The sequence below is a fragment of the Streptomyces sp. NPDC050485 genome (genome assembly GCF_044458185.1).
In the GTDB taxonomy this organism is placed as follows: Bacteria; Actinomycetota; Actinomycetes; order Streptomycetales; family Streptomycetaceae; genus Streptomyces.
This window is the reverse complement of record NZ_JBITHR010000016.1, coordinates 115,514-129,910: the sequence shown is the minus strand read 5'-3', so window position 1 is coordinate 129,910 and position 14,397 is coordinate 115,514. Positions and strand designations below refer to the sequence as shown.

Genomic DNA, 14,397 nt, shown 5'->3' with positions numbered 1-14,397 from the left:
GTCCTCCGCAGCGTATGTGATCACGCCTCCACCACCTCCGAGGGGGCTTCCGTAACGGCCGGGCCGATCCGGACGACCTGTCCGGGGACCGCGCCGGTGTCCGCGGTGACCCCGCCGCCGACGGAGTTCAGCGGCAGCCACACCACCCGGTCGGGCATCTCGCTGACCCGGAGCGGGAGTTGGACGCTGCCCAAGGTGCCGGTGACCTCCAGGAGGTCGCCGTCCTTCACTCCGGACTCGGCCGCGGTGGCCGCGGAGAGCCGGGCCACGGCGGCGTGCCGCGTGCCCGCCAGCGCCTCGTCGCCCTCCTGGAGCGAGCCCTGGTCGAGCAGCATCCGGTGACCGGCGAGAACCGCCTCGCCCTCGGCCGGCCGGGGCAGCGGCTGCGCCGACTCCATGGGCTCACTCGCGCGCGGCCCGTCCCACATGCCGAGCCGCCTCATTTCGTTCCGTACGGACTTCACGTCCGGGAGCGCGAAATGCACGTCCAAGGCATCCGCCAGCATGTGCAGCACCCGTGCGTCCGTGGGCGCCGGGGTGCGGGTCAGCTGCTCGGGCTTGAGGGCGGCCTCGAACGGCCGTGCCCTGCCTTCCCAGTTGAGGAAGGTGCCGGACTTCTCGGCGACGGCCGCGACCGGCAGCACCACGTCGGCCTGCGCGGTGACCGCGCCCGGCCGCAGTTCGAGACTCACCACGAAGGCCTCGCCGAGCGCTTCGCGGGCGCGGGCCGGGTCCGACAGGTCCGCCGGGTCGACGCCCGCGACGAGCAGCGCGCCCAGTTCGCCGGTGGCCGCGGCCTCGACGATCTGGCCGGTGTCGCGCCCGTAGCGGTGCGGCAGTTCGCGTACGCCCCAGGCCGCCGCGACCTCTTCGCGGGCGCGGGGGTCGGTGGCCGGGCGGCCGCCGGGCAGCAGCGACGGGATCGCGCCCGCCTCCACCGCGCCGCGCTCGCCGGCCCGGCGCGGGATCCACACCAGTTCGGCGCCGGTCGCCGAGGCCGCGCGCACCGCGGCGGTCAGCCCGCCGGGCACCCCCGCGAGCCGCTCGCCGACGACGAGGACGGCGCCCGGGGAGCGCAGCGCCTCGGCGGCCTTCGCGCCGTCCGCGTCCAGGCCGACGCCGCCCGCGAGCGCGTCCAGCCACTCGGTCTCGGTGCCGGGCGCGGCGGGCAGCAGCGTGCCGCCCGCCTTCTCCAGACCGCGCGTCAGGTGGGTGGCGAGCGAGAAGGTGCGCTGGCCGTGCTTGCGCCAGGCCTTGCGCAGCCGCAGGAAGACGCCGGGCGCCTCCTCCTCGGACTCGAAACCGACCAGGAGGACGGCCGGTGCCTTCTCCAGGGAGGTGTAGGTGACGCCCCGGCCGTCGAGGTCGCGGCCCCGCCCGGCGACGTGCGCCGCCAGGAAGTCCGCCTCCTCGGCCGAGTGCACCCGGGCCCGGAAGTCGACGTCGTTCGTGTCGAGGGCGATCCGGGCGAACTTGGCGTAGGCGTAGGCGTCTTCGGCGGTCAGCCGGCCGCCGGCGAGCACTCCGGCCCGGCCGCGCGCGGCGGCGAGTCCGGCGGCGGCCGCCGCCAGCGCCTCGGGCCAGCTCGCCGGTTCGAGGACGCCCTCCTCATTGCGTACCAGAGGAGTGGTCAGACGGTCCGGCTTCTGCGCGTACCTGAATCCAAACCTGCCCTTGTCGCACAGCCATTCCTCGTTGACCTCGGGGTCATCGGCCGCGAGGCGCCGCATGACCTTGCCGCGCCGGTGGTCGGTGCGGGTCGCGCAGCCGCCCGCGCAGTGCTCGCACACCGAAGGCGACGACACCAGGTCGAACGGACGGGAGCGGAAGCGGTACGCCGCCGAGGTCAGCGCGCCGACCGGGCAGATCTGGATGGTGTTTCCGGAGAAGTACGACTCGAACGGGTCGCCCTCGCCCGTGCCGACCTGCTGGAGCGCGCCCCGCTCGATCATCTCGATCATCGGGTCGCCGGCGATCTGGTTGGAGAACCGGGTGCAGCGGGCGCACAGCACGCAGCGCTCGCGGTCGAGGAGCACCTGGGTGGAGATCGGGACCGGCTTCTCATAGGTGCGCTTCTTGCCTTCGAAACGCGAATCCGTGTCACCGACCTGCATCGCCTGGTTCTGCAGCGGGCACTCGCCGCCCTTGTCGCAGACCGGGCAGTCCAACGGGTGGTTGATCAGGAGGAGTTCCATCACCCCGCGCTGGGCCTTCTCGGCGACCGGCGAGGTGAGCTGGGACTTGACCACCATGCCGTCGGTGCAGGTGATGGTGCAGGACGCCATCGGCTTGCGCTGGCCCTCGACCTCGACGATGCACTGGCGGCAGGCGCCGACCGGGTCGAGCAGCGGGTGGTCGCAGAACCGCGGAATCTCGATGCCGAGCTGTTCGGCGGCGCGGATCACCAGCGTGCCCTTGGGGACGCTGATGTCGATGCCGTCGATGGTCAGCGAGACGAGGTCTTCCGGCGGCACGGCCTCGCCGCCCCCGGAGGGAGCGCTACTCGTCGTCACAGTCATGCGTTCACCTCCGTGCTGTTGTCCGCCCAGACCGTGGACCTGGCGGGGTCGAAGGGGCAGCCCCTGCCCGTGATGTGCTGCTCGTACTCGTCGCGGAAGTACTTCAGCGAGGAGAAGATCGGCGAGGCGGCGCCGTCGCCGAGCGCGCAGAACGACTTGCCGTTGATGTTGTCGGCGATGTCGTTCAGCTTGTCGAGGTCGCTCATCGAGCCCTTGCCGGCCTCGATGTCGCGGAGCAACTGGACCAGCCAGTACGTCCCTTCGCGGCACGGCGTGCACTTGCCGCAGGACTCGTGGGCGTAGAACTCGGTCCAGCGGGTGACCGCCCGCACCACGCAGGTGGTCTCGTCGAAGCACTGGAGCGCCTTGGTGCCGAGCATCGACCCGGCCGCGCCCACGCCCTCGTAGTCCAGCGGCACATCGAGGTGCTCGTCGGTGAACATCGGGGTCGAAGAGCCGCCCGGCGTCCAGAACTTGAGCCGGTGGCCGGGCCGCATGCCGCCGCTCATGTCGAGCAGCTGGCGCAGCGTGATGCCGAGCGGCGCCTCGTACTGCCCGGGGCTCGCGACGTGCCCGCTCAGCGAATACAGCGTGAAGCCGGGCGACTTCTCGCTGCCCATGGATTTGAACCAGTCCTTGCCCCGGTTCAGGATCGCGGGAACCGACGCGATGGATTCCACGTTATTGACGACAGTGGGGCACGCGTAGAGACCGGCCACCGCAGGGAAGGGGGGACGCAGCCGGGGCTGACCGCGACGGCCTTCGAGGGAGTCCAGGAGTGCGGTCTCCTCGCCACAGATGTACGCGCCCGCGCCCGCGTGCACGGTGAGTTCGAGGTCGAGACCGCTGCCGAGGACGTCCTTGCCGAGGTAGCCCGCCGCGTAGGCCTCCCGCACGGCCTCGTGCAGCCGTCGCAGTACGGGGACGACTTCGCCCCGCAGATAGATGAAGGCATGCGAAGAGCGGATCGCGTAACAGGCGATCACGATCCCCTCGATGAGGGAATGCGGGTTGGCGAACAGGAGCGGGATGTCCTTGCAGGTCCCGGGCTCCGATTCGTCGGCGTTGACAACTAGATAGTGCGGTTTGCCGTCACCCTGCGGAATGAACTGCCATTTCATTCCGGTGGGGAAGCCCGCGCCGCCGCGGCCGCGCAGACCGGAGTCCTTGACGTACGCGATGACGTCGTCGGGCGTCATCGCGAGCGCCTTGCGCAGGCCTTCGTAGCCGTCGTGCCGCCGGTAGGTCTCCAGGGTCCAGGAGTCCGGCTGGTCCCAGAAGGCGGAGAGGACCGGTACCAGGAGTTTCTCCGGGCTGCTGCCGTTCCCGTTGCCTTCGATCTCGGTTGCCAAGGTCATCACTCCCCCTCCTCGGTGGCCGCGTCGCGGGGCACCTCGTCACGCGGGTGCACCACACGCGCCCCCGTCGTCTCGCCCTTGGCCAGCTTCAGGCCGACCAGCGAGGCCGGTCCCGCGCCGCCGGTCGCCTCGACGGCGCCGGGGCGCTCGTCGGGGAAGCCGGCCAGGATCCTCGCGGTCTCCTGGTACGTGCACAGCGGCGCGCCCCGCGTCGGCTCCACCTGGCGGCCCGCGCGCAGGTCGTCCACGAGGCGCTTGGCGCTCTCGGGAGTCTGGTTGTCGAAGAACTCCCAGTTGACCATCACGACGGGCGCGAAGTCGCAGGCCGCGTTGCACTCGATGTGTTCGAGCGTGACCTTGCCGTCCTCGGTGGTCTCGTTGTTGCCGACGCCCAGGTGCCGCTTCAGTTCGTCGAAGATGGCGTCACCGCCCAGCACCGCGCACAGGGTGTTGGTGCAGACGCCGACCTGGTAGTCGCCGGACGGCTTGCGCCGGTACATGGAGTAGAAGGTGGCGACGGCGGTGACCTCGGCCGTCGTCAGCTTCAGGAGGTCCGCGCAGAAGGCCATCCCGGTGCGCGAGACGTATCCCTCCTCCGCCTGTACGAGGTGGAGCAACGGCAGCAGCGCGGAACGGCTGTCCGGGTAGCGGGCGACGATCTCCTTGCCGTCCGCTTCGAGCCGGGCGCGCACATCGGCCGGATAGTCGGGCGCGGGCAGTTGGGGCATGCCCAATTGGATCTCTGTCACCGGTCGACGCCTCCCATCACGGGGTCGATGGACGCGACGGCGACGATGACGTCGGCGACCTGGCCGCCCTCGCACATGGCCGCCATGGCCTGCAGATTGGTGAAGGACGGGTCGCGGAAGTGGACCCGGTAGGGGCGGGTGCCGCCGTCGGAGACGACGTGCACGCCGAGTTCGCCCTTGGGCGACTCGACCGCCGCGTAGACCTGTCCGGCGGGCACCCGGAAGCCCTCGGTCACCAGCTTGAAGTGGTGGATCAGGGACTCCATCGAGGTGCCCATGATCTTCTTGATGTGGTCGAGGGAGTTGCCGAGTCCGTCCGGGCCGAGCGCGAGCTGCGCGGGCCAGGCGATCTTCTTGTCCTCCACCATGACCGGTCCCGGCGCGAGCCGGTCCAGGCACTGCTCGACGATCCTGAGCGACTGGCGCATCTCCTCCAGGCGGACCAGGAAGCGGCCGTAGGAGTCGCAGGTGTCGGTGGTCGGGATGTCGAACTCGTAGTTCTCGTAGCCGCAGTACGGGTCGGTCTTGCGCAGGTCGTGCGGCAGACCCGCCGAGCGGAGGATCGGGCCGGTCGCGCCGAGCGCCATGCAGCCGGTCAGGTCGAGGTAGCCGACGTCCTGCATGCGGGCCTTGAAGATGGGGTTGCCGGTGGCGAGCTTGTCGTACTCCGGCAGGTTCTTCTTCATGGTCTTCACGAACTCGCGGAGCTGGTCCACCGCGCCCGGGGGCAGGTCCTGGGCGAGTCCGCCGGGCCGGATGAACGCGTGGTTCATCCGCAGCCCGGTGATCAACTCGAAGAGGTCGAGAATGAGTTCACGATCGCGGAAGCCGTAGATCATGATCGTGGTCGCGCCGAGCTCCATGCCGCCGGTGGCGATGGCCACCAGGTGCGAGGAGAGCCGGTTGAGCTCCATCAGCAGGACGCGGACGACCGATGCCCGGTCCGGGATCTGGTCGGTGATGCCGAGGAGCTTCTCGACGCCGAGGCAGTACGCCGTCTCGTTGAAGAACGGCGTCAGATAGTCCATGCGCGTGACGAAGGTGGTGCCCTGTGTCCAGGTGCGGAATTCGAGGTTCTTCTCGATGCCGGTGTGCAGATAACCGATTCCGCAGCGGGCCTCGGTGACGGTCTCGCCGTCGATCTCCAGGATCAGCCGGAGCACGCCGTGCGTGGAGGGGTGCTGGGGGCCCATGTTGACGACGATGCGCTCGTCGTCGGCCTTGGCCGCGGACTGGACGACCTCGTCCCAGTCGCCGCCGGTGACTGTATATACAGTCCCCTCGGTGGTTTCCCGAGCAGACGCGTGAGAAGTGCTCATCAGGTGTACGACCTCCGCTGGTCCGGAGCCGGGATCTGGGCGCCCTTGTACTCGACCGGGATGCCGCCGAGGGGGTAGTCCTTGCGCTGCGGGAAGCCCTGCCAGTCGTCCGGCATCATGATCCGGGTGAGGGCCGGGTGGCCGTCGAAGACGATGCCGAAGAAGTCGTAGGTCTCGCGCTCGTGCCAGTCGTTGGTCGGATAGACCGCGACCAGCGAAGGGATGTGCGGATCGCTGTCCGGCGCCGAGACCTCCAGGCGGATCAGCCGGCCGTGGGTGATCGAGCGCAGGTGGTAGACGGCGTGCAGCTCGCGCCCCTTGTCGTCCAGGAAGTGGACGCCGCTCACCCCCGTACAGAGCTCGAAGCGCAGGGCGGGGTCGTCGCGCAGGGTGCGGGCGACGCGTACGAGGTGTTCGCGGGCGATGTGGAAGGTGAGCTCGCCGCGGTCGACCACGGTCTTCTCGATGGCGTTCTGGGGCAGCAGATCCTGCTCCTCCAGGGCGCCTTCGAGTTCGTCGGCCACCTCGTCGAAGTATCCGCCGTACGGCCGCGAGGTGGCGCCGGGCATCGACACGGTCCGTACGAGACCGCCGTAGCCGGTGGTGTCGCCGCTGTCGCCGGCCCCGAACATGCCCTTGCGTACGCCGATGACCTCGCCGGTGTCCCCGCGCGGTGCGGGTACACCGTTGTTTCCGGGAGTGTCCGGAGTATCGGGAGAGCTCACCGCAGCAGCCCCTTCATCTCAATGGTGGGGAGCGCCTTGAGGGCCGCCTCCTCCGCCTCGCGGGCCGCCTCCTCCTGATTGACCCCGAGCTTGGAACTCTGGATCTTCTGGTGGAGCTTGAGGATGGCGTCGATCAGCATCTCGGGCCGGGGCGGGCAACCGGGCAGGTAGATATCAACCGGGACAATATGGTCAACACCCTGAACAATTGCGTAATTATTGAACATTCCGCCCGATGAGGCGCAAACCCCCATGGAAATGACCCACTTGGGGTTGGGCATCTGGTCGTAGACCTGCCGCAGCACCGGCGCCATCTTCTGGCTGACCCGGCCGGCCACGATCATCAGGTCGGCCTGGCGCGGGGAGCCGCGGAAGACCTCCATACCGAACCGGGCCAGGTCGTAACGGCCCGCGCCCGTCGTCATCATCTCGATGGCGCAGCAGGCGAGGCCGAAGGTGGCGGGGAATACGGACGCCTTGCGCACCCAGCCCGCGGCCTGCTCAACAGTGCTCAGTACGAAGCCGCTAGGCAGTTTCTCTTCGAGTCCCATGAGTGTGAACCTCAGCCCCTCAGTCCCATTCCAGGCCGCCGCGCCGCCACACATACGCGTAGGCGACGAAGACGGTGAGCACGAAGAGCAGCATCTCCACGAGCCCGAAAAGCCCCAGGGCGTCAAAGGTGACGGCCCAGGGGTAGAGGAAGACGATCTCGATGTCGAAGACGATGAAGAGCATCGCCGTCAGGTAGTACTTGATGGGGAAGCGGCCGCCGCCGGCCGGCGTGGGAGTGGGTTCGATACCGCACTCGTACGCCTCAAGTTTCGCCCGGTTATACCTTTTTGGGCCGATAAGCGTGGCCATGACCACGGAAAAGATCGCAAACCCTGCCCCGAGGGCGCCGAGCACGAGGATGGGCGCGTAGGCATTCACGCTCCTCGCTCCTTCCAGTCGTCCTTGACCGTTGGACCGCACACGGGCACCGCGAACGCCTCGCCACCCCTTCGCCGCGCGAAGATCGCGTACATGTGAGGCAGTTCACAAGCCCGACTGCCCCGCATCCTATGCCCGCCGGTCTGTGATCTGCGACACGGGGTGCGACAACGCCTTTGTGATCTCCACCACCTGACGAAGGATCATGAAGTCGGATGAGCGGTGATCTTCATACGCGAAGCGCCTGAGTGATCACGAGACGTCACATTCGGAGGCGTTACCCCTGGTCGGCGACCGTCTGGCTTTATCAAGAGGTGTGCGCTACAGGCAAATTGGCGATGGATACGCATTCGGTGATAAGCGGGCGCCCATCACTCACCAGAGGGACTTCGGCACCGAAAGGTGGACGCGCGCCCGCGTTCACGAAGCCGCGCCTCCTGCCCCCGACCCAGCGGATCACTCCCGATGTGACCTGCATCACTCGGCGGCGGTCCTGAAATCAACGGGGCTTGGCCATCGACGTGAGGGGATGGTAAGCGCCGGGCAATTCGGACCATTCATGGAAAACACATGATCACAGCCCTGATCGCGCATGCCAGCTTTGTCCGTTACGGCGTCAATAAGCGCTGGCAGGAAGCGGATTCGCGGCTTCCGTCACCAACTGTGGCGCAGCACACGTTTCTTGAAGGGAACCCTGAACCCCTGATAGCGGTTGTACCCATGTCCCACACCGCTCACATACCCAGCCACCGGAAGCCCCGCCGCAGCGCCTCGAAGGTCTCGCTCCGGGCCGGAGTTGCCGGTGGCGTACTCAGCACCATCGCGCTGGCAGGTGCGGCCGCCCCGGCGAACGCCGCGCAGCCCGTGACCGAGACCATCGAGATGCCGACGCTGACCGGCGACCTCGCGACCACCGCCGCCGCCACGGTCCAGGCCACCAAGACGGTTGCCGCCGACCTCCAGCTCCACGCCGCCCAGGACGCCGCCGCGTCCAGCGCTGCCAAGGACGCCAAGAAGGCCAAGGACGACGCCGACCAGAAGGCCGCCGAGGCCGAAGCCAAGGCGAAGGCCGAAGCGGAGGCCAAGGCGAAGGCCGACGCCGCCGCCCGCGCCTCCCGTTCGGCCGCGCGCACCAAGCTCAGCTCCTCCTCCTCGGACGGCAGCACGTCGAGCACCACCACCTTCAAGTCCTCCTCGGCCACCGGCTCCGCCGCCTCCATCGTGAACTTCGCGCTGGCCCAGGTCGGCAAGGCGTACGTCTCGGGTGCCACCGGCTCCAGCGCGTACGACTGCTCCGGCCTCGTCCAGGCGGCCTACCGCCAGGTCGGCGTCGACCTGCCGCGGGTCTCGCAGGACCAGTCGGCCACCGGCACCCAGGTCTCGCTGTCCAACCTGCAGCCGGGCGACATCCTTTACTGGGGCAGCTCCGGCTCCGCGTACCACGTGGCGATCTACGTGGGCGGCGGCAACTTCGTCGGCGCGCAGAACCCCTCCAGCGGTGTCGTCGAGCGCAGCCTGGACTGGGACAGCCCCACGGGTGCCGTCCGCGTTCTCTGAGCCGTACAGCGGCCTTCTGAGCCGTACCGACCACGCTCGCAAGGGCCGTCGCTCCCCCGCTCGGGAGCGACGGCCCTTCGGCATGCCCGGAATGTGTTGAACTCTGCCTGGTGCGGGGCACCATCCCTCTAGCAGGGGGTGGGCGCATGGAAGAGCAGGTGCGGGTCCCGGAGCCGCAGTCGTACGAGGTCTACGCCGACGGGCTCGGCATGTTCGCCGCCATCGGGATCGTCTTCATCGTGCTCGGCCTGTGGATGCTCACCGGGATCCGCCCCTGGCAGGGCCCGGCCGACTGGGCCCAACACGCCTTCGGCTGGGGCATCGCGCTGTTCGTCCTGGGCGCCGGCGCGTTCCTGGTCCTGGCGTGCGTGTACGGGGCGGTGCGCCCGGTCATCCGCGCCGACGCCGCCGGGATACACCTGGCCACGCGCTTCTACGCGCCCTGGTCGGAGGTGCGGGAGATCGAGGTCGGCACCGTGGCGATCTGGGAGCACGGCGACGAGAGCGCCGCGGGCGGCTACGAGCACCACCGCGCGGTGTGGGTGACGCTGCACAGCGGAAAGCGGCACGAATACATCGCGCGCCGCCAGGGCGAGAACCTCTCCGCGGCCGAACTGCACACCGGTCTGTCCCGGTTCGCCGGAGAGGTCCCCGTGCGCTGGACGGACACGGTGGAGCGCCGCGCGTAGCGGCCGCCCCCGCTCAGGCCTTCGGAGCACCTTGGTAAGGCCGGGTCAATGGTGATCCGGCCTTGAACGATCAAGCTTTGGGTGCCACCTTCGAGAGGCCGTTGATGATGCGGTCCATCGCGTCGCCGCCCGTCGGGTCGGTCAGGTTGGCCAGCATCTTCAGCGTGAACTTCATCAGCATCGGGTGGGTGAGCCCGCGCTGCGTGGCGATCTTCATGACCTTCGGGTTGCCGATGAGCTTCACGAAGGCGCGGCCCAGCGTGTAGTAGCCGCCGTAGGTGTCCTTGAGGATCTTCGGGTAGGCGTGCAGGGCGAGTTCGCGCTGGGCGGGGGTCGCGCGGGCGTGCGCCTGCACGATGACGTCCGCGGCGAGCTGCCCGGACTCCATGGCGTACGCGATGCCCTCGCCGTTGAACGGGTTGACAAGGCCGCCCGCGTCCCCCACCAGCAGCAGGCCCTTGGTGTAGTGCGGCTGGCGGTTGAAGGCCATGGGGAGGGCGGCGCCGCGGATCGGGCCGGTCATGTTCTCGGGGGTGTAGCCCCAGTCCTCCGGCATGGACGCGCACCACGCCTTGAGGATCTCGCGCCAGTCCAGCTCCCGGAACGCGGAGGAGGAGTTGAGGATGCCGAGGCCGACGTTGGACGTGCCGTCGCCCATGCCGAAGATCCAGCCGTAGCCGGGCAGCAGCCGCTCCTGCGGCCCGCGCCGGTCCCACAGCTCCAGCCAGGACTCCAGGTAGTCGTCGTCGTGGCGCGGCGAGGTGAAGTACGTCCGCACGGCGACGCCCATCGGACGGTCCTCGCGCCGGTGCAGACCCATCGCGAGGGAGAGCCGCGTGGAGTTGCCGTCGGCGGCGACGACCAGCGGGGCGTGGAAGGTGACCGGGGTCTTTTCCTCGCCGAGCTTGGCGTTGACGCCGGTGATCCGCCCGGTCCGCTCGTCGAGGATCGGCGCGCCGACGTTGCAGCGCTCGTAGAGCCGCGCCCCGGCCTTCTGCGCCTGCCGGGCGAGCTGCTCGTCGAAGTCGTCGCGCTTGCGCACGAGTCCGTAGTCCGGGTACGAGGCGAGGTCCGGCCAGTCGAGCTGGAGCCGCACGCCGCCGCCGATGATCCGCAGTCCCTTGTTCCGCAGCCAGCCGGCCTCTTCGGAGATGTCGATCCCCATCGAGACGAGCTGCTTGGTGGCGCGCGGGGTCAGCCCGTCGCCGCACACCTTCTCGCGCGGGAACGCGGTCTTCTCCAGGAGCAGCACGTCGAGTCCGGCCTTGGCCAGGTAGTACGCCGTCGTGGAACCGGCCGGGCCGGCCCCGACGACGATCACGTCCGCGGTGTGTTCGGAGAGCGGCTCGGTCACAGCGGGATCTCCCGAAGACTCGAATTTGCGTGCCGAGAAGCACAGGACATGTGCAGTCTATGGGTGGCTGTTGATCGACATCGCGAAGGGTTGCCCGCACCATGAGCTCTGTGTCAGAGAAGTCCCTGCCCGCCGTACGGCTGCGCGTGCCCACCGAGGAGGACGCGTACGCCTGGCACCGGGTGTTCGACGACCCCGAGGTGATGGAGTTCCTCGGCGGCGGCTCGGCGGAGGTCTCCTTCTACGAGGAACTGACCGCCCGCCAGCGCAAGCACGAGGCCGAACGCGGCTTCTGCCTGTGGACGTTGCTGGACGAGGACGACGAGGTCGTCGGCTTCACCGGCGCCCAGCCCTGGCCCCGCGACTGGGGCCCGGCGGGCGAGATCGAGATCGGCTGGCGCCTGGGCCGCGCGCACTGGGGCCGCGGCTATGCGACGGCGGCGGCGAGAGCCACCCTGGCCCGCGTCCGCGCGACGGACCTCGACCACGTGGTCGCGATGGTGAACCCGTTGAACAGGAGATCGGTGGCGGTGACGGAACGGCTGGGGATGACCCTGTCGAGGACGTACACGTCGCCGGTGTCGGGGGTGGAGGCGCTGTGCTTCCGGTTGGACCTGGGCGAATGATCCAACCCTGACCGGGGAGATCGAGGAGCGGGGGTGTGGGGGCAGCGCCCCCACCGACCCGGTTCAGGCCTTGAAGCCCCGGTGCAGCGCGACAACCCCACCCGTGAGGTTCCGCCAAGCCACCCTCGACCACCCGGCCTGACGCAGCTTCCCCGCGAGGGGAGCCTGCGCGGGCCAGGCCCGAATCGACTCCGCGAGGTACACGTACGCCTCCGGGTTGGACGACACCGCCGTCGCCACCGGCGGCAGCGCCCGCATCAAGTACTCCGTGTACACCGTCCGGAACGGCTTCCAGGTCGGCTGCGAGAACTCGCAGATCACGACCCGTCCGCCCGGCTTGGTCACCCGGTACATCTCCCGCAGCGCCCCCTCCGTGTCCTGTACGTTGCGCAGCCCGAAGGAGATCGTCACCGCGTCGAACGTGTCGTCGCGGAAGGGCAGCTTCGTCGCGTCGCCCGCCGTGAACGGCATGTGGGGGTGACGCTGCTTGCCGACCCGGAGCATCCCGAGCGAGAAGTCGCACGGCACGGTGTACGCCCCGGCCGCGGCGAAGGGCTGCGAGGAGGTGGCCGTACCGGCCGCGAGGTCGAGCACCTTCTGCGCGGGCCGCGCGTCGACCGCCTTCGCGACCTCCTTGCGCCACAGCCGGGCCTGGCCGAGGGAGAGCACGTCGTTGGTGAGGTCGTAGTGTGCCGCGACGTCGTCGAACATCGTGGCGACTTCGTGCGGCTGCTTGTCCAGGGATGCGCGGGTCACCCACCCATTCAAGCAGTACGCCCCGGCCGCCCGGGTGTCCGGCCCTGACAGGGACGGCACGTACATTTTGCCTCCCGTGCCGCGGCACACTTCACGAGAGCGGGTGCACAAGAAATGCGGAGTTTCCTGAGGGGGCCCGTCGCCGGGCTCGGCGTGCTGGTCGCGCTGGCGTGCGCGGGGTGCTCCACATCCCCATCCCCGGACCCCGCACCGGACGACACGGCGCAGAGCCCCGCCCCCCGGGCGAGCGGCTCCTCGACCATGCCGTACGCCCCGTACGTCAGCGCCTCGACGGCCGCGGCCACCGACAGCGCCGGGTCCCCGGTCGCGTACAACCTCGCCTTCGCGATCGCGGCCGGCGGCGCGTGCCGGCCCGCGTGGGACGGCACCACGCCCGTCGGCGACAGCGATGTGCGGGCGCGCATAGCCGCGCTGAAGTCGAAGGGCACCGCGGTGCGGGTGTCCTTCGGCGGCCAGGCCGGCAAGGAGCTCGCGCAGACCTGCCACACCCCCGCCCAACTGGCCGCCGCCTACCGCTCGGCGCTCGACGCCGCCGGATCCACCGAGGCCGACTTCGACATCGAGGGCCCCGCGCTCACCGACGCGGCTTCCGTCGTCCGGCGCGCCGAGGCCGTCGCCCTGCTCCAGAAGGAACGCGTCCTGAAGGTGACGTTCACGCTGCCGGTGATGCCGACCGGGCTCGACGGCGACGGTACGGCGCTGCTCAAGTCGGCCAAGAAGCACGGTGTGAACGTGTCGACCGTCAACATCATGACCATGAGCTACGGTTCGTCGTTCGGCGGTGACATGGCCGACTACGCCGCGCAGGCCGCGACCGCCACCCACAGCCAGGTGCAGCAGGCCCTCGGGCTCTCCCCCGAGGCCGCCTGGAAGAGCCTCGCGCTCACCTCGATGATCGGCGTCAACGACGTCAAGAACGAGACGTTCACGCTGGACGACGCGGCCCGGGTAAGGGAGTTCGCCGCGCAGAAGGGCATCGGCTGGCTGTCGATGTGGACGACCTCACGCGACCAGAAGTGCCCGCACGGCCACAACTCGGCCGCGGCACAGGACAATTGCAGCGGGGTCGCGCAGACTCCGGGCGCTTTCGCGTCGGCCCTGTCGGGACACTGAGCCCGCGGGCGGCCCTGTTCGGGGCGCCCGGGCCGCAGACGTTCAGCGGCGCCGGTGCAGGAGCCGCCCGCCGATCACCGTGGCGACGCAGGTCCGGGCGCCGTGCGCGGCCAGACCCGCCTCGTCCGGTACGTCGAAGACGGCCAGCCGGGCCGGGCCTCCGACGGCGAGCGGCGCCCGGAAGGCGTCCGAAGGACTCCCGTCCGCGAACGGGTCCAGCGTCGCCGAGCCCGCCCCCGCGCCGCCCGGCACCACCTCAAGTCCCGCCCGCCGCACGGCAGTTCGCACCGCCGGGACGGTGAGCGGCCCGGTCACCGCGACCACTCCGTGCGCGAGGAGCTTCTGGGTGCAGCGGCGGGCGCTGTTGCCCCGGCGCGATTCGGTCGGGGCGAGGGCGGCGAGCGCGGCGCCGGAGATCGGATCGGTGCCCAGCTCGTCGGTCTCGAACGGGTCGTCCGGGAAGTAGGTGTGCTCCAGGAGGTCCGCGCCGTGCCGGTTGACCAGGCCCGGCGTGAGCACGCCGGGCCAGCGCCGGACCCGGGCCGAGGGGTGGCCGGCGGCCACGTCCTCGTACGCCCCGATCGCCGCGATCCGGTCGCCGTCGATCAGTACCGCGCCGCCCGGGACCGGGTCGGAGTCCCCGGGCAGCACCAGATCGGCGGCGTGAATCGTCAGCACCTC

The 14,397-nt window shown here is 69.8% G+C and carries 14 protein-coding genes; 4 read left to right on the top strand and 10 right to left on the bottom strand.

What is annotated here, in order from left to right; translation table 11 throughout:
* Positions 1-20: 20 nt before the first annotated feature.
* From ACIBK6_RS28875 to ACIBK6_RS28845, 7 genes are read right to left on the bottom strand one after another with little or no spacing between them, the layout of a single operon-like run.
* Entirely contained in the window at positions 21-2,519 is a 2,499-nt protein-coding gene (locus ACIBK6_RS28875) for an NADH-quinone oxidoreductase subunit G (RefSeq protein ID WP_399054326.1), read from the bottom strand.
* Entirely contained in the window at positions 2,516-3,877 is a 1,362-nt protein-coding gene (nuoF, locus tag ACIBK6_RS28870; RefSeq protein ID WP_399054325.1) for an NADH-quinone oxidoreductase subunit NuoF, read from the bottom strand. Before nuoF ends, ACIBK6_RS28875 begins: the two co-directional genes overlap by 4 nt.
* Complete coding sequence (gene nuoE, locus ACIBK6_RS28865) at positions 3,877-4,605, bottom strand: NADH-quinone oxidoreductase subunit NuoE (RefSeq protein WP_399054387.1); 729 nt, start codon at positions 4,603-4,605, stop codon at positions 3,877-3,879. Before nuoE ends, nuoF begins: the two co-directional genes overlap by 1 nt.
* Positions 4,606-4,622: 17 nt before the next feature.
* Entirely contained in the window at positions 4,623-5,945 is a 1,323-nt protein-coding gene (locus ACIBK6_RS28860; RefSeq protein ID WP_399054324.1) for an NADH-quinone oxidoreductase subunit D, read from the bottom strand.
* Entirely contained in the window at positions 5,945-6,670 is a 726-nt protein-coding gene (locus tag ACIBK6_RS28855; protein ID WP_399054323.1) for an NADH-quinone oxidoreductase subunit C, read from the bottom strand. Before ACIBK6_RS28855 ends, ACIBK6_RS28860 begins: the two co-directional genes overlap by 1 nt.
* On the bottom strand, positions 6,667-7,221 hold the full coding sequence (locus ACIBK6_RS28850) for an NADH-quinone oxidoreductase subunit B family protein (RefSeq protein WP_329463630.1): 555 nt from the start codon (positions 7,219-7,221) through the stop codon (positions 6,667-6,669). The genes ACIBK6_RS28855 and ACIBK6_RS28850 overlap by 4 nt, the downstream gene beginning before the upstream one ends.
* 19 nt (positions 7,222-7,240) lie before the next feature.
* Complete coding sequence (locus ACIBK6_RS28845; RefSeq protein WP_030494815.1) at positions 7,241-7,600, bottom strand: NADH-quinone oxidoreductase subunit A; 360 nt, start codon at positions 7,598-7,600, stop codon at positions 7,241-7,243.
* Between the two features lie 720 nt (positions 7,601-8,320).
* On the opposite strand from ACIBK6_RS28845, the gene ACIBK6_RS28840 reads away from it, so the two are divergent.
* Positions 8,321-9,157: a C40 family peptidase gene (locus tag ACIBK6_RS28840; RefSeq protein ID WP_399054322.1), complete on the top strand. Its 837-nt coding sequence runs from the start codon at positions 8,321-8,323 to the stop codon at positions 9,155-9,157.
* A gap of 146 nt (positions 9,158-9,303) precedes the next feature.
* The gene (locus ACIBK6_RS28835) at positions 9,304-9,846 is read left to right on the top strand and encodes a hypothetical protein (protein ID WP_399054321.1); all 543 of its coding nucleotides are present in this window, start codon (positions 9,304-9,306) and stop codon (positions 9,844-9,846) included.
* A 70-nt stretch (positions 9,847-9,916) separates the two neighbouring features.
* On the opposite strand, the gene ACIBK6_RS28830 is transcribed toward ACIBK6_RS28835, so the two are convergent.
* Complete coding sequence (locus ACIBK6_RS28830) at positions 9,917-11,200, bottom strand: geranylgeranyl reductase family protein (RefSeq protein ID WP_399054320.1); 1,284 nt, start codon at positions 11,198-11,200, stop codon at positions 9,917-9,919.
* Positions 11,201-11,301: 101 nt separating this feature from the next.
* Between ACIBK6_RS28830 and ACIBK6_RS28825 the strand changes: the two genes are divergently transcribed.
* The gene (locus tag ACIBK6_RS28825; RefSeq protein ID WP_399054319.1) at positions 11,302-11,826 is read left to right on the top strand and encodes a GNAT family N-acetyltransferase; all 525 of its coding nucleotides are present in this window, start codon (positions 11,302-11,304) and stop codon (positions 11,824-11,826) included.
* 63 nt (positions 11,827-11,889) lie between these two features.
* Here ACIBK6_RS28825 and ACIBK6_RS28820 read toward each other — a convergent pair whose 3' ends face one another.
* A complete protein-coding gene (locus ACIBK6_RS28820) occupies positions 11,890-12,582 on the bottom strand; it encodes a demethylmenaquinone methyltransferase (RefSeq protein WP_399054318.1) in 693 nt (230 codons plus the stop codon).
* Positions 12,583-12,696: 114 nt separating this feature from the next.
* Here ACIBK6_RS28820 and ACIBK6_RS28815 point away from each other — a divergent pair, with 114 nt between their 5' ends.
* Positions 12,697-13,716, top strand: coding sequence for a chitinase (locus ACIBK6_RS28815; RefSeq protein ID WP_399054317.1), 1,020 nt, complete (start codon positions 12,697-12,699; stop codon positions 13,714-13,716).
* A gap of 42 nt (positions 13,717-13,758) precedes the next feature.
* On the opposite strand, the gene ACIBK6_RS28810 is transcribed toward ACIBK6_RS28815, so the two are convergent.
* Complete coding sequence (locus ACIBK6_RS28810) at positions 13,759-14,394, bottom strand: imidazolonepropionase-like domain-containing protein (protein ID WP_399054316.1); 636 nt, start codon at positions 14,392-14,394, stop codon at positions 13,759-13,761.
* Between the last annotated feature and the right edge of the window lie 3 nt (positions 14,395-14,397).

Bases quoted from the DNA above. Each gene is read 5' to 3' on its own strand.
- ACIBK6_RS28815 (WP_399054317.1), top strand. From the start codon at position 12,697: ATGCGGAGTTTCCTGAGGGGGCCCGTCGCCGGGCTCGGCGTGCTGGTC.
- nuoE (WP_399054387.1), bottom strand. From the start codon at position 4,605: ATGCCCCAACTGCCCGCGCCCGACTATCCGGCCGATGTGCGCGCCCGG.
- ACIBK6_RS28825 (WP_399054319.1), top strand. From the start codon at position 11,302: ATGAGCTCTGTGTCAGAGAAGTCCCTGCCCGCCGTACGGCTGCGCGTG.
- ACIBK6_RS28840 (WP_399054322.1), top strand. From the start codon at position 8,321: ATGTCCCACACCGCTCACATACCCAGCCACCGGAAGCCCCGCCGCAGC.
- ACIBK6_RS28860 (WP_399054324.1), bottom strand. From the start codon at position 5,945: ATGAGCACTTCTCACGCGTCTGCTCGGGAAACCACCGAGGGGACTGTA.
- ACIBK6_RS28835 (WP_399054321.1), top strand. From the start codon at position 9,304: ATGGAAGAGCAGGTGCGGGTCCCGGAGCCGCAGTCGTACGAGGTCTAC.
- nuoF (WP_399054325.1), bottom strand. From the start codon at position 3,877: ATGACCTTGGCAACCGAGATCGAAGGCAACGGGAACGGCAGCAGCCCG.
- ACIBK6_RS28850 (WP_329463630.1), bottom strand. From the start codon at position 7,221: ATGGGACTCGAAGAGAAACTGCCTAGCGGCTTCGTACTGAGCACTGTT.
- ACIBK6_RS28875 (WP_399054326.1), bottom strand. From the start codon at position 2,519: ATGACTGTGACGACGAGTAGCGCTCCCTCCGGGGGCGGCGAGGCCGTG.